The following is a 12347-nucleotide window of genomic DNA, read 5'->3' on the forward strand; positions in this document are numbered from 1 at the left end:
AGCCCGCACAATAGATGCGATGGCGGAATACGAATTTGTCGACGTGTACGTACCTCGCGGGGTGTCCCGCAAGGACGCCACACGTCTGCTGACGGAGCATGCCGAGTACGGACACTGGGAGTTGGACCGACTGAGCCTCATGCGCGACGGCAGCCGCAGGGTGCGGTTGCGCCGGCGGATCATCCGCCAGGTGCGGGCCACGTGGTGACTCAGGACGCGTGAACGGAGCGGGCCCCGCCGTGCGGCGGGGCCCGCTCCGTTCTTCCGTCCGCCCTGCGCGGAAGGTCTTCCGTCCGCCCTACGCGGAGGCGCGGGACTTGCGGTACAGCACCGCGCCGGCGAGCAGCGCGCCCGCGCCAGCCGGCAGCGCCAGACCCAGCGGCACGTCACTGCCGGTGTGCGCGAGCTGAGCCGCGGCCAGGGACTGGTCCGCGCGACCGCCGAGCTGCTTCACCTGGGACGAACCGGTCGTTCCCGACGATCCGGACGGCCCGTGCGGCGCGTGGCCGCCCTGGCCGGGCGTGCCCGGCTGTCCGGGCGTACCGGGGTGTCCGGGGGTGCCGGGCGTACCCGGGTGACCAGGAGTGCCGGGGTGGCCGGGCGTGCCGGGCGTGCCGGGGTGGCCCGGGTGACCGGGATGTCCCGGGTGACCCGGATGACCGGGGTGGCGCGGGCCGCCCGGCTCGTTGGGGCCGCCGGGCGGGGCCTTGTGCCCGCCGCCACCGCCGTTGGCGCAGTCGTTGCCCGTGGCCGGGTTGCCGACACCGATCACGTCGACGCTGTTGCCGCACACGTTGACCGGGACGTCGATCGGTACCTGGACGGTGTTGCCGGAGCCCACACCGGGCGAGCCGCCGGTGTGACCGCCCGCGTGCGAGCCGCCGTGGTGCGAGCCGCCGTGGCCGGAGTCGCCGTACCCCCCGGAGCCGGAGTGGCCGCCGCCGTTGGCGCAGGCGTTTCCGGCGGCCGGGTTGAGCGCCCCGACGACGTTCACCGTGTTGCCGCAGACGTTCACCGGTACATGCACCGGAGCCTGTACGGTGTTGCCGGACAGTACGCCGGGCGAATGGGACGCGGCTCCCACCGCTCCCGAGTCGGCCTGTGCGTAACCGCTCGCCGCGGCGATCACGCCGGTGGCGGCCACCATGGTCATCAGACCCTTGCGGGTGCCCTGTCGCATTTTCTGAATTCCCCCCTGCCTTCGGTTTTCTGTGCGTTTCCGCGAAGAGGAATTCCGCGGAAGAGAAGACCGGTCGGCCTCGGAGCGCATGGCGCGCGCTCCGAGGCCGACGGCTCGAAAAAGACGCCCCTCAGGGAGTCGGCGTCAGTGGTTGACGCAGGTGTTGCCGAAGGCGGGGTTCAGGAGCCCGATCACGCTGATCGTGTTGCCGCACACGTTCACCGGGACGTGGACGGGCACCTGGATGACGTTGCCGGAGACGACGCCGGGCGAGTGCACGGCGGCACCCTGGGCACCCGAGTCGGCGACGGCCAGGCCCGCACCCGCGAGAACCAGACCACCGGTGGCAGCCGCGGCAGCGACGACCTTCTTGATCATTATTCCTCCTAGTAGGCAATGCGACTCCAAGGTGCGGAGTCACATCACCTGTAACGAGGAAGGAGTAATGGAGCTACGAGCTTATCGTCGCATTCACTCTTCTCAGTCGATTTCGCACGGGCGCCCGATTGCCCGGGCCCATGGCGTCACGGCCCATTGCTTCACGACGCGTCGATGAACCGGTCCAGCACCCGGACGCCGAACTTCAGTCCGTCCACCGGAACCCGCTCGTCGACGCCGTGGAACATGCCGGCGAAGTCCAGCTCCGGCGGCAGCTTGAGCGGCGCGAAACCGAATCCGCGGATGCCGAGGTCGTCGAAGGACTTGGCGTCCGTGCCGCCGGAGAGCATGTAGGGGATCGCCTTGGCCGCCGGGTCCTCGGCCAGCAGCGCGGACTGCATGGCCTCGACCAGTGCCCCGTCGAAGCCGGTCTCGACCGCCTTGTCGGCGTGCACGTCCTCGCGGCGGACGTTCGGGCCGAGCAGCCGGTCGAGGTCGGTGAGGAACTCCTCCTCGTGCCCCGGCAGGAACCGTCCGTCGATGTGCGCGGTGGCCTCGCCGGGGATGACGTTGACCTTGTACCCGGCGTTCAGCTGGGTGGGGTTGGCGGTGTTGCTCAGCGTCGCCCCGATGAGCTTGGCGATACCGCCGAGCCTGGCGAGGGTGGACTCCATGTCCTCCGGGTCCAGCTCGGTGCCGAGCGCGTCGCCGAGTTCGTCGAGGAACGCCCGGGTGGTCTTGGTGACCCGTACCGGGAACTTGTGCCGGCCGACCCGGGCGACGGCCTCGGACAGCTCCGTGATGGCGTTGTCCCGGTGGATCATCGACCCGTGCCCGGCGGTCCCGGCCACGGTCAGCTTCATCCAGTGCATGCCCTTCTCGGCCGTCTGGATCAGGTAGAGCCTGCGCTGCTCGCTCACCGTGAAGGAGAAGCCGCCGACCTCGCTGATCGCCTCGGTGACGCCCTCGAAGAGACCGGGGTGGTGGTCGACCAGGTAGCGGGCGCCGTAGGTGCCGCCGGCCTCCTCGTCGGCGAGGAACGCGAGCACGATGTCCCGCGGCGGCCGCCGTCCGGAGCGCATCCGGTCGCGCACGACCGCGAGGGTCATGGCGTCCATGTCCTTCATGTCGACGGCCCCGCGCCCCCACACGCACCCGTCGGCGACCTCGCCCGAGAAGGGGTCGTGGGTCCAGTCGGCGGCGTTGGCCGGCACGACGTCCAGGTGCCCGTGGATCAGCAGCGCGGGCCGCGACGGGTCCTCTCCCTCGATGCGGGCCACGGTGGAGGCGCGCCCGCGGTGCGACTCGAAGACCTGTGGCTCCAGTCCGACCTCGGCGAGCTTCTCGGCGACGTACTCGGCGGCCGCGCGCTCGCACGGCCCCGAGTGGTCGGCGTAGTTGCTGGTGTCGAACCGGATCAGTTCACGGCAGAGGTCCACGACCTCGTCCTCGCCGGTGACGCTCCTGGCCGTGTCCGTCTCGCTCACGCTGCTTCCTCCCGCTGTCCGCTGGTGGTTCTCCTCATCCTCTCCCCGGTACCGCCTCCGGCCCAAGACCGGTCCCGGCCCGTCACACGCCGTTCACGCCCTGCGGGCGCCGGGGACGGGAGGTGATCGGCCACCCCGGAAAGCCTGGTAGTGTTTCCTTCGTCGCCGCGGGGAGAACCCGCACGACAGACACCTTGTCCGGGTGGCGGAATGGCAGACGCGCTAGCTTGAGGTGCTAGTGCCCTTTATCGGGCGTGGGGGTTCAAGTCCCCCCTCGGACACCAGTGAGGCCCCTGCTCAGCAGGGGCCTTTCGCGTGTGCCGGTCGGGTGGGTGCCAGGTGGCCGGTGAACCAGTCGCGGGCCAGTTCGGTGACCCGCTCCAGGGCTCCCGGTTCCGCGAAGAGATGGGTGGCGCCGGGAACGACGTCGAGCCGGCTCTCGCAGCGCAGCAGCCGGGCGCGCGCCGCCCGGTTGAGGTCGAGCACCTGGGTGTCGGCCCCTCCCACGACGAGCAGCGTGGGCGCGGTGACCTCGGGCAGCCGGGGTCCGGCGAGGTCGGGACGGCCGCCGCGGGAGACGACGACGGCGGGGCGTGCCGAGGGTTCGGCGGCGGCCCACAGGGCGGCGGCCGCGCCGGTGCTGGCGCCGAAGTAGCCGATGGCGAGCCCTTCGGTGTCGGGTTCCTCGCGCAGCCAGGCGGTGGCGTCCGCCAGTCGTCCGGCCAGCAGGGCGATGTCGAAGACGTTGGCGCGGTCGCGTTCCTCGTCCTCGGTGAGCAGGTCGAAGAGCAGGGTGCCGAGCCCGGCGCGGTTCAGCCCCTCGGCGACGAACCGGTTGCGCGGGCTGTGCCGGCCACTGCCGCTGCCGTGGGCGAAGGCGACGACCGCGGTGGCGCCGGCGGGCAGGGTGAGCCGGCCGCGCAGCCGTACGGCGCCGGCGGCCACCTCCGCCTCGCGGTCCTCCGGGCCGGTCCCGGCGACCCGGTCGTGGTGTCCGGCGGCCTGCCGCAGACAGGTGGTGACCTCGTCGTCGCCGACCTGGGTGAAGTCGTCGTAGAACTGGCCGATGGCGAGGAAGCCGGCCGGGGTGTGCAGGCACACCAGTTCGTCGGCCTCCTCGCCGAGCCGCCGGGGGAAGTCCTGCGGGGCGACCGGGACGGCGAGCACGACGCGGGCGGCGCCGCGGGCCCGGGCGATCCGGCAGGCGGCGCGGGCGGTGGAGCCGGTGGCGACGCCGTCGTCGACGACCACGACGGTCCGGCCGGCGACGGGTACGGGCGCGTGTGCGTCCCGGTAGCGGCCGGCGCGGCGGCGCAGCACCTCGCGTTCCTGTGCCTCGACCCGCTCCAGGTCCGCGTCGCCGACCCCGGTGGCGTGCCGGACCTCCTGGTTGATCACCCGTACGCCGTCCTCGCCGATGGCGCCCATGCCGAGTTCCGGCTGGTGGGGCACGCCGAGTTTGCGGACCATGCAGATGTCCAGGGGCGCGTCGAGCGCGGCGGCGACGGCGGCGCCGACCGGTACCCCGCCGCGGGGCAGCCCGAGCACCACGACGTCCTGGCCCCGGAGGTACGCGAGCCGTTCGCCGAGCAGCCGTCCCGCTTCGCGCCGGTCGGTGAGGAGCACGGTGGGGCCCCGTCACTCCTGGGACGGCCAGAGCGGAGCGGGGGTCTCCGTCTCGGTCGCCCCGATCGCCTTCATGTCGCCGGCGGCGGCGCGCAGCAGCAGCCGGCCCATGGCCATCAGGGCGCGGCCCGCGGCGAGTTCGTCGCCGATGTCCGCCATGGCCGGGTCGTAGGGGCTGCGGCGGGCCTCCGCGTGGCTCTCCAGGACGTTGTCACCGGTGTCGAGGACGATCCGGGCCGTGGTGTCCGGGTCGTGTTCGGACAGGTAGAGGTTGAGCCGCCATTCCTTCACGGCGGGAGGACGGCTGCTCACGGGTCGGGTCATCGTCCGTCTCTCCTCACTGCGTTGCGAGAAACGGGACGCAGCGGCGCGTCACCCCTTCCACTGTGCACCGCGGCGGCGGCGGGCGCCTCCCCTGGTACGGGCAGAATGTGTGCCATGACCACGCGCTCCTGCCCCTGCGGCCGTCCCGAGTCCTACGACGTGTGCTGCGGCCGCTTCCACGCGGGTACGGCCGCCGCGCCGACCGCCGAGGCGCTGATGCGGTCGCGCTACAGCGCGTTCGTGGTGGGCGACGCGGGTTACCTGCTGCGCACCTGGCATCCGGGGACCCGGCCGGGCCGGCTGGACCTGGACCCGGGGACGCGGTGGACGGGGCTGGAGATCCTGGGCACCACCGACGGGTCCGCGTTCCACCGCACGGGGACCGTCACGTTCCGGGCCTCGTACCGGGGCGGCTCGCTGCACGAGCGCAGCCGGTTCGAGCGGGTGGACGGCGCGTGGGTGTACGTGGACGGGGACTTCCCCGACGAGTGAGCGGGGCGCGGCCGGGGCGCCGCGACCGGGACGCCGTGACTAGGGCGCCAGGATCTCCAGTTCCTGGAGGGCTCCCTCGGTGATCTCGCGGGTCAGCCGTTCGGCGCGGACGGCGTCGCGCTCGCGGACCGCTTCGGCGACCTGCACGTGCAGGGTGACGGCGGCGGGGTCGGGGTCCTCGAACATGACCTCGTGGTGGGTGCGGCCGGCCAGCACCTCGGCGACGACGTCGCCGAGGCGGGCGAACATCTCGTTGCCCGACGCCATGAGGATGACGCGGTGGAAGGCCACGTCGTGGACCAGGTACTCCTCCAGCCGGTGGCCGCGGGAGTTGGCGACCATGCCCAGCGCGCACGCGGTGAGTTCGGCGCACTGCTCGGCCGTGGCGTGCCGGGCGGTGAGGCCGGCGGCGACCGGTTCGACGGCGGAGCGCAGCACGGTCAGCGAGCGCAGCTGGTGCGGGCGGTCGGCACCGGCCAGACGCCAGCGGATGACCTGGGGGTCGTAGACGTTCCACTCGGGCTTGGGCCGTACCGTCACGCCCACCCGGCGGCGGGACTCGACGAGGTGCATCGACTCCAGGACGCGGACCGCCTCGCGCATCACGGAGCGTGACACCTCGAAGTGCTGGGCGAGTTCGTCCGTGCGCAGCACGCTGCCGGGCGGGTACTCGCCCGCGGTGATCGCTGGGCCGAGGCTGTCGAGTACGCGGCCGTGCAGCCCCCGGCCCGGAGTGGTCATGCACTCAGCGTACGGCGTGGATCACGGGAACAAAAAGTCAGACTTATACGTCACACGCTCTTGAATTCATCGTACTAATGGGTTTCAGTGTGGCGACGCCGGATGCGGCGTCGGATGTCGAGGAAGACAGCGAGGCAGTCATGCGCACCCCCCACGTGGTCGTCGTGATGGGCGTCGCCGGGACGGGCAAGACCACGATCGGTCCCCTGCTCGCCGCCCGGCTGGGCGTCCCGTACGCCGAGGGCGACGACTTCCACCCGAAGGCCAACATCGACAAGATGTCGGCCGGGATCCCGCTCGAGGACACCGACCGGTGGCCGTGGCTGGACGCCATCGGTCACTGGGCGCACGGGCGGGCGGGACTCGGCGGGGTGGTCAGCAGTTCGGCGCTGAAGCGGTCGTACCGCGACCGGCTCAGGGCCGTGGCTCCCGGGGTCGTGTTCGTGCACCTCACGGGCGACCGGAAGCTCATCGAGGACCGCATGTCCCACCGCGAGGGCCACTTCATGCCGACGGCACTGCTGGACTCCCAGTTCGCCACGCTCCAGCCGCTGGAGCCGGACGAGGCCGGGGTCGCGGTGGACGTCGGCGGCGGCCCCCAGGAGATCACCGAGCGCGCGGTGAAGGCGCTCGACGCGCTTCCCGACATCACCGAGTAACACCTCACCCCACCCCCGTACCTGCAAGGGAACCCCCGTGACCAGACTCAGCGTCGAGATGCTGGCAGCGGACACGCCTCCGCCGATCACCTCGGCCGGCCACGCCCAGCTCGGCATAGCCGTCCTGGTGGGCATCGCCGTCATCGTCGTGCTCATCACCAAGTTCAAGTTGCACGCCTTCCTTGCGCTGACCATCGGGTCGCTGGCGCTCGGGGCGGTCGCGGGAGCGCCGCTGGACAAGGCGATCGTCAGTTTCACCACCGGGCTCGGCACCACCGTGGCCGGCGTCGGCGTCCTGATCGCGCTCGGGGCGATCCTGGGCAAGCTGCTCGCCGACTCCGGAGGCGCCGACCAGATCGTCGACACGATCCTCGCCAAGGCGGGCGGGCGCGCCATGCCGTGGGCGATGGTGCTGATCGCCTCGGTGATCGGCCTGCCGCTGTTCTTCGAGGTCGGCATCGTGCTGCTGATCCCGGTCGTGCTGATGGTCGCCAAGCGCGGCAACTACTCGCTGATGCGCATCGGCATTCCGGCGCTGGCCGGTCTCTCCGTGATGCACGGCCTGATCCCGCCGCACCCCGGCCCGCTGATCGCGATCGACGCGGTGCACGCCAACCTGGGCGTGACCCTGGCCCTCGGCCTCCTGGTCGCCATACCGACGGTGATCATCGCCGGTCCGGTGTTCTCCCGGTTCGCCGCCCGCTGGGTGGACGTCCCGGCCCCCGACCGGATGCTGCCGCAGCGCCCGTCGGAGGAGCTGGAGCGCCGTCCGGGGTTCGGGGCGACGCTGGCGACGGTGCTGCTGCCGGTCGTGCTGATGCTGCTCAAGGCGCTGGTCGACATCGTCGTGGACGACGCGGCGAACACCACCCAGCGGGTCTTCGACGTCATCGGCTCCCCGCTGATCGCGCTGCTGGCCGCCGTGATCGTCGGCTTCTTCACGCTGGGCCGGCCCGCCGGGTTCAGCAAGGAGCGGCTGCAGCAGACGGTCGAGAAGGGCCTGATGCCCATCGCCGGCATCCTGCTGATCGTGGGCGCGGGCGGCGGCTTCAAGCAGACGCTGATCGACTGCGGTGTGGGTCAGATGATCCTGGACGTGTCCAAGAGCTGGTCGATCCCGGCGCTGCTGCTGGCCTGGCTGATCGCCGTGGTGATCCGGCTGGCCACGGGCTCGGCGACGGTGGCGACGGTCTCGGCGGCCGGTCTGGTCGCGCCGCTCGCGGCCGACATGTCGACCGCCCACACCGCCTTGCTGGTGCTCGCCATCGGCTCCGGCTCGCTCTTCTTCAGCTTCGTCAACGACGCCGGCTTCTGGCTGGTGAAGGAGTACTTCGGGCTGAGCGTCGGTCAGACCGTCAAGACCTGGTCGATCATGGAGACCATCCTCTCGGTGGTCGGCGGCGGCCTGGTGCTGCTGCTGTCCCTGGTGGTCTAGCGACGGTACGGCGACGCGGGCCCACCCCCTCCCCGACGTGACCCCCGGCCTCTCCGAGGCCGGTCACGGAGGCCGGAGAGGGGGTGGGCCCGCTCGGCTTCCCCGCCGACGACGGGGGGACGCGAGGGCGCGCCACGGCGCGTGCGGCCCGCGGGCGGAGAAGCCGCCGGTCCCCGGACCGGCGCCCGGCCGGGCCGGCGATTCGCGGACTAGGGCCGCCACAGCGGGTGTTCGCGCTTCGCCCACTCCCGGCTCACCGAACCCGTGCGCAGGCCCCTGCGTGCCTCCGGGTCGCCCAGGGCCATGCCGATGTGGCCGGCCAGGACCACGCCGATCGTCAGGGCCAGCCAGTCGTGGACGAAGGTCGCCGAGGTGCGCCAGACCAGCGGCGCCAGGTGGGTGAACCACATCATCAGGCCGGTGCCGAGCATGACCAGCGCGGCCCCGGCGATCCAGGCGGCGTAGATCTTCTGGCCCGCGTTGAACTTGCCCGCCGGGCGGGAGGAGCGCCGTTTGTCGCGCACCAGCGCGGCCCGCAGCCACATCCGGTCGTGCGGGCCGAAGCGGTTGAGGAAGCGCAGGTCGGCGCGGAAGGCGCGGGAGGCGAGGCCCAGCAGGACGGGGACCGGCAGGGCGAGTCCGGCGCACTCGTGGACGCGGACGACCAGTTCGCGGCGCCCGACGAGCACGGCGAGCTGCGGGACGTAGAGGCAGGCCGCCGTCACGACGCACACGCCCATCAGCGCGGCCGTCGTGCGGTGCACCCACCGCTGGGCCGGGCCGAAGCGGCGGACGCGGGCGCTCGGCGGCGCCGGGGTCTCAGCTCGTAGGCTCATCGGTCCGTCCGTTCGAGCGGCCCACCCAGGCGTCCACGTCGTAGCCGAGGTTCTCCCAGTAGCCGGGCCGGACGCGATCGGTCACGGTGATGCCGGAGAGCCACTTGGCGGACTTGTAGAAGTACATGGGCGCGACGTAGAGGCGGACCGGGCCGCCGTGGTCGTGGCCGATGTCCTTGTCCTGCATGCGCAGGGCGACCAGGACGTCCGGGCGGCGGGCCTGGTCGAGGGTGAGGCTCTCGCTGTAGGTGCCGTCGAAGCAGGTGAAGCGGATGGCCCGGGCCGAGGGGCGGACGCCCGCGGCGTCCAGCAGGCGGGAGAGCCGTACGCCCTGGAAGGGGGTGCCCGGGACCCGCCAGCCGGTGACGCACTGGACGTCTCTGACCAGCCGGTTCTGCGGCATGCCCCGCAGGTCGTCCAGGGTGTAGGTGTGCGGGCGGTCGACCAGGCCGTCGACGGTGAGCCGGTAGTCGGCGGGTCCCCGGTCCGGGACGGACGCGGCGACCGAGTAGTAGCGGAAGCCGCCGCCGTTGGGCAGCAGTCCGCTCAGGCCGGTCGGGTCGCTGCCGGCGACCGCGCCCAGGATGCCTTCGAGGCCGCGTTGCAGTGCGGGCGCGGTGGCGACGCCGAGGGCGCCGAGGCCCAGGGTGCCGAGGAACACGCGGCGGCCGACGGGCCTGCCCTGCGCGCCGGGGTCCTCGGTCGGTTCGGGATTCACCTGTTCATTCGAGCACTTCCGGGGCGGTCGGTGCCAGGGAGTCGGGCGACCGGTCAGGATTCCGTAAGGAAGTCCCGGGTGCCGTGCCCGCGCAGCGCGTGGGCCCGGGCGGTGTGGAAGGCCCGCCAGGGGTCGCGGTGCGGGTAGGACCAGGGGGCCCTGGTGGCGTGGCGGCCGATGCGCCGGAAGAGGGCGGCCGCCTCGGCCGGGCGGCCGGCGCAGGACATGGCGAAGGCCAGGTGGTTGAGGTCGGTGTGGTGGCGGGGGTGCTCGTCGCGCTCCCATTCCAGCCACCAGTCGAAGGCGGCGCGCAGGACCCGGCGGGCCCGGGGCCCCGACCAGTGCCCGGAGGCGGCCGGGTCGGCGGGGGCGAGGCCGGTGGCGGCGAGGACCCGGTAGCGCTCGGCGTAGGCGACCACCGGCAGGACGGCCAGCGGGGAGTCGGCGGGGGCGTCGGCCGCCGCGCGCTCGGCGAGGTCGTACACCTCGTGGGACTCGGCCCGGCCGCCCTCGGGCCGTTCGGCGAGCCGGGCGACCAGCAGGTGGTGGGCGTGGTGGTGGTCGGGGTGGCGCTCGCGGAGTTCGGCGAAGACCCGCAGCAGTTCCTGTTCGGGGCCGAGGGTGCGGGCGAGCAGCAGCAGGCCGAGCCAGGGGGTGGGGTCGGCGGGGGCGAGGGCGGCGGCGGTGCCGCAGGCCTCGCGGGCCCGGTCGGCGTCCTCCTCGCCGCGCAGGGCCCGCTGGACCAGGGCGAGGGCGTGCAGGGTGACGGCGTCGGCGGACCCGGGCTCGGCGAGCAGCCAGTCGTGGGCCCGGGCGGCGGCGTCCGGCGCGCCGGCCAGGACGGTGACGCGGTGGCCGCGGCGGTCCCAGTCGTCGCCGGTGTGCAGCAGCAGCGAGCGGGCGGCCTGCCTCCGGCCCTGCGTGAGCGCGGCCCGGGCCGCGAGCAGTTCGGCGTCGCTGAGGGCGTCGTCCAGGGCGTCGTCCAGGGCGTCGGCGAAGGGGTCGCCGACCGCGCCGGGTAACACGCCGGAGTCGTCCGGGGCGGTGTCGCCGGACGGGGCCGTGGGGGCCCGGCGAGCGCCGAGCAGGGGCGGGAGAGGGGGCACCGCGGAACTTCCTGTTTCTCGGGCTGCCATCGACCGATCACGCACAGCAAACCCCCAGCCATGGATCGCGTCAAGCGGAACCGGAATGTTCCCGGCTTCAACCATTCTGTCGGCAGGAGCCGCCCGGGCGCGAGTGCCCTGCTCGGGGTGGTGCGGGCGCGGGACACGGCCGGAAAGCGGCCGGAACGCTGTGGCGTACGCCATGGCGCCGGGTCCGCCCGCGGCCCACCATGGCCGGACGGTCCCGCCGCGCCGGACGGTCCCGCCGCCCCGGGCGGTCCACCGCCGGGCCGGGCACCGTGGCCGGGCCGTGGGTCCGGTTCCGGGTACTCTCCGGGTCAATGCCGTCCCGGAGCGCTACAGTCGGGCCCCTACGCGTCCATGGTCCGGCCGGATGATCGAGGTACGCAGCTTGTCCGTTCTGGTTCTCCTCCTCGCCGTGAGTGCGGCCTGCTGCGTGGGCTTCGGCTTCGTGCTCCAGCAGGACGTCGCCCAGAGGGCACCGCTCGGCGACTTCCTGTCGTTCCGGCTGCTCCTGGACCTCATGCGGGTGCCGCGCTGGCTGGGCGGCATCGCCCTGATGGTGGCCGGCATGGCGCTCGGCGCCGTGGCCCTCGGCAAGGGCGAGATCTCCCTGGTGGAGCCGTTGCTCGCCACCAACCTGCTGTTCGCGCTCGCCCTGTCCCGGTACCGGACCGGCAGGTCCCTGGGCCGGCAGGGCTGGACCGGCCTCGCGCTGCTCGCGGGCGGCGTGAGCGCCTTCATCCTCGCGGGCCAACCGCGGGCGGGCAGCGCCGTCGCCGATCCGGTGCGGCACTGGCTGATCATCGGGGCGATGCTCGGCACCGCGCTGGTGCTCACCACGTACGCCAAGCGGTCCCGGCTGGAGCGGGGCCCGGTCCTGCTGGCCACCGCCGCTGGGCTGCTGTACGGCGTGCAGGACGCGCTCACCCGGGTGAGCGGCACCCGCTTCTCCGAGGGCGGCCTCGCGGGCCTGGTCACCGACTGGCAGCCGTACGGCGTGCTGGTGCTGGGCGTCACCGCGCTGGTCCTGGTGCAGAGCGCCTTCGAGACGGCCGAGCTGCGCATGTCGCTGCCCGCGCTCACGGCGGCCCAGCCGCTGGCCGGCATCCTGTGCGGGGTCGGCTTCCTCGGCGACCGGCTGCACACCGACACCGGGGCGCTGGCCTGGGAGGCGGCGGGGCTCGCCGCCATCGTCGCGGGCATCGTCCTGCTCGGCCTGCACCCGGCGATGCCCTGCGGCCCGTCCCAGCCCCGCCCCGACCACGACCTCCAGCACCGCTGAGCCCGCCGGGGGCATCTCCGGCGGCGCCTGGCCCGCCGGGCGGCATCTCCGGCGGCGCG

General features: G+C 73.2%; 14 protein-coding genes and 1 tRNA gene. 6 read left to right on the top strand and 9 right to left on the bottom strand.

The window, feature by feature from the left end:
- The first annotated feature begins 19 nt into the window (after window positions 1-19).
- Window positions 20-208 (top strand): DUF5703 family protein, encoded by a 189-nt coding sequence (locus tag B446_RS08595; RefSeq protein ID WP_020939030.1) that lies wholly within the window; start codon window positions 20-22, stop codon window positions 206-208.
- Between the two features lie 90 nt (window positions 209-298).
- On the opposite strand, the gene B446_RS08600 is transcribed toward B446_RS08595, so the two are convergent.
- From B446_RS08600 to B446_RS08610, 3 genes are all read right to left on the bottom strand, one after another.
- Window positions 299-1180, bottom strand: a complete 882-nt coding sequence (locus B446_RS08600; RefSeq protein ID WP_020939031.1) for a chaplin — start codon at window positions 1178-1180, stop codon at window positions 299-301.
- 144 nt (window positions 1181-1324) lie between these two features.
- Window positions 1325-1558: a chaplin ChpH gene (gene chpH / locus B446_RS08605; RefSeq protein WP_020939032.1), complete on the bottom strand. Its 234-nt coding sequence runs from the start codon at window positions 1556-1558 to the stop codon at window positions 1325-1327.
- A 161-nt stretch (window positions 1559-1719) separates the two neighbouring features.
- A complete protein-coding gene (locus B446_RS08610) occupies window positions 1720-3045 on the bottom strand; it encodes a M20/M25/M40 family metallo-hydrolase (protein WP_020939033.1) in 1326 nt (441 codons plus the stop codon).
- Window positions 3046-3241: 196 nt separating this feature from the next.
- Between B446_RS08610 and B446_RS08615 the strand changes: the two genes are divergently transcribed.
- Window positions 3242-3329 (top strand) — tRNA-Leu (locus B446_RS08615).
- Window positions 3330-3342: 13 nt separating this feature from the next.
- Here the strand turns inward: B446_RS08615 and B446_RS08620 are convergent.
- Together B446_RS08620 and B446_RS08625 are read right to left on the bottom strand one after the other, a co-directional pair.
- A complete protein-coding gene (locus B446_RS08620; RefSeq protein ID WP_020939034.1) occupies window positions 3343-4671 on the bottom strand; it encodes a phosphoribosyltransferase family protein in 1329 nt (442 codons plus the stop codon).
- Window positions 4672-4683: 12 nt separating this feature from the next.
- On the bottom strand, window positions 4684-4995 hold the full coding sequence (locus B446_RS08625) for a dsRBD fold-containing protein (protein ID WP_020939035.1): 312 nt from the start codon (window positions 4993-4995) through the stop codon (window positions 4684-4686).
- A gap of 114 nt (window positions 4996-5109) precedes the next feature.
- Between B446_RS08625 and B446_RS08630 the strand changes: the two genes are divergently transcribed.
- Window positions 5110-5487, top strand: a complete 378-nt coding sequence (locus tag B446_RS08630; RefSeq protein WP_020939036.1) for a YchJ family protein — start codon at window positions 5110-5112, stop codon at window positions 5485-5487.
- A 39-nt stretch (window positions 5488-5526) separates the two neighbouring features.
- On the opposite strand, the gene B446_RS08635 is transcribed toward B446_RS08630, so the two are convergent.
- The gene (locus B446_RS08635; protein ID WP_020939037.1) at window positions 5527-6228 is read right to left on the bottom strand and encodes a FadR/GntR family transcriptional regulator; all 702 of its coding nucleotides are present in this window, start codon (window positions 6226-6228) and stop codon (window positions 5527-5529) included.
- Between the two features lie 140 nt (window positions 6229-6368).
- Between B446_RS08635 and B446_RS08640 the strand changes: the two genes are divergently transcribed.
- Together B446_RS08640 and B446_RS08645 are read left to right on the top strand one after the other, a co-directional pair.
- A complete protein-coding gene (locus B446_RS08640; RefSeq protein WP_020939038.1) occupies window positions 6369-6887 on the top strand; it encodes a gluconokinase in 519 nt (172 codons plus the stop codon).
- 37 nt (window positions 6888-6924) lie between these two features.
- Window positions 6925-8322: a GntP family permease gene (locus tag B446_RS08645; RefSeq protein ID WP_020939039.1), complete on the top strand. Its 1398-nt coding sequence runs from the start codon at window positions 6925-6927 to the stop codon at window positions 8320-8322.
- A 209-nt stretch (window positions 8323-8531) separates the two neighbouring features.
- Here the strand turns inward: B446_RS08645 and B446_RS08650 are convergent, their stop codons facing one another.
- The 3 genes from B446_RS08650 to B446_RS08660 are packed head-to-tail and all read right to left on the bottom strand — an operon-like array spanning window position 8532 to window position 10982.
- Entirely contained in the window at window positions 8532-9158 is a 627-nt protein-coding gene (locus B446_RS08650; RefSeq protein ID WP_043475097.1) for a cytochrome b/b6 domain-containing protein, read from the bottom strand.
- Complete coding sequence (locus B446_RS08655) at window positions 9142-9876, bottom strand: molybdopterin-dependent oxidoreductase (RefSeq protein WP_020939041.1); 735 nt, start codon at window positions 9874-9876, stop codon at window positions 9142-9144. The genes B446_RS08650 and B446_RS08655 overlap by 17 nt, the downstream gene beginning before the upstream one ends.
- 53 nt (window positions 9877-9929) lie before the next feature.
- Window positions 9930-10982 (bottom strand): hypothetical protein, encoded by a 1053-nt coding sequence (locus B446_RS08660; protein ID WP_020939042.1) that lies wholly within the window; start codon window positions 10980-10982, stop codon window positions 9930-9932.
- Between the two features lie 412 nt (window positions 10983-11394).
- Here B446_RS08660 and B446_RS08665 point away from each other — a divergent pair, with 412 nt between their 5' ends.
- Window positions 11395-12288: a DMT family transporter gene (locus B446_RS08665; RefSeq protein ID WP_043477901.1), complete on the top strand. Its 894-nt coding sequence runs from the start codon at window positions 11395-11397 to the stop codon at window positions 12286-12288.
- Window positions 12289-12347 lie beyond the last annotated feature (59 nt).

Origin of the sequence: Streptomyces collinus Tu 365 (assembly GCF_000444875.1) — a bacterium.
In the GTDB taxonomy this organism is placed as follows: Bacteria; Actinomycetota; Actinomycetes; order Streptomycetales; family Streptomycetaceae; genus Streptomyces; species Streptomyces collinus_A.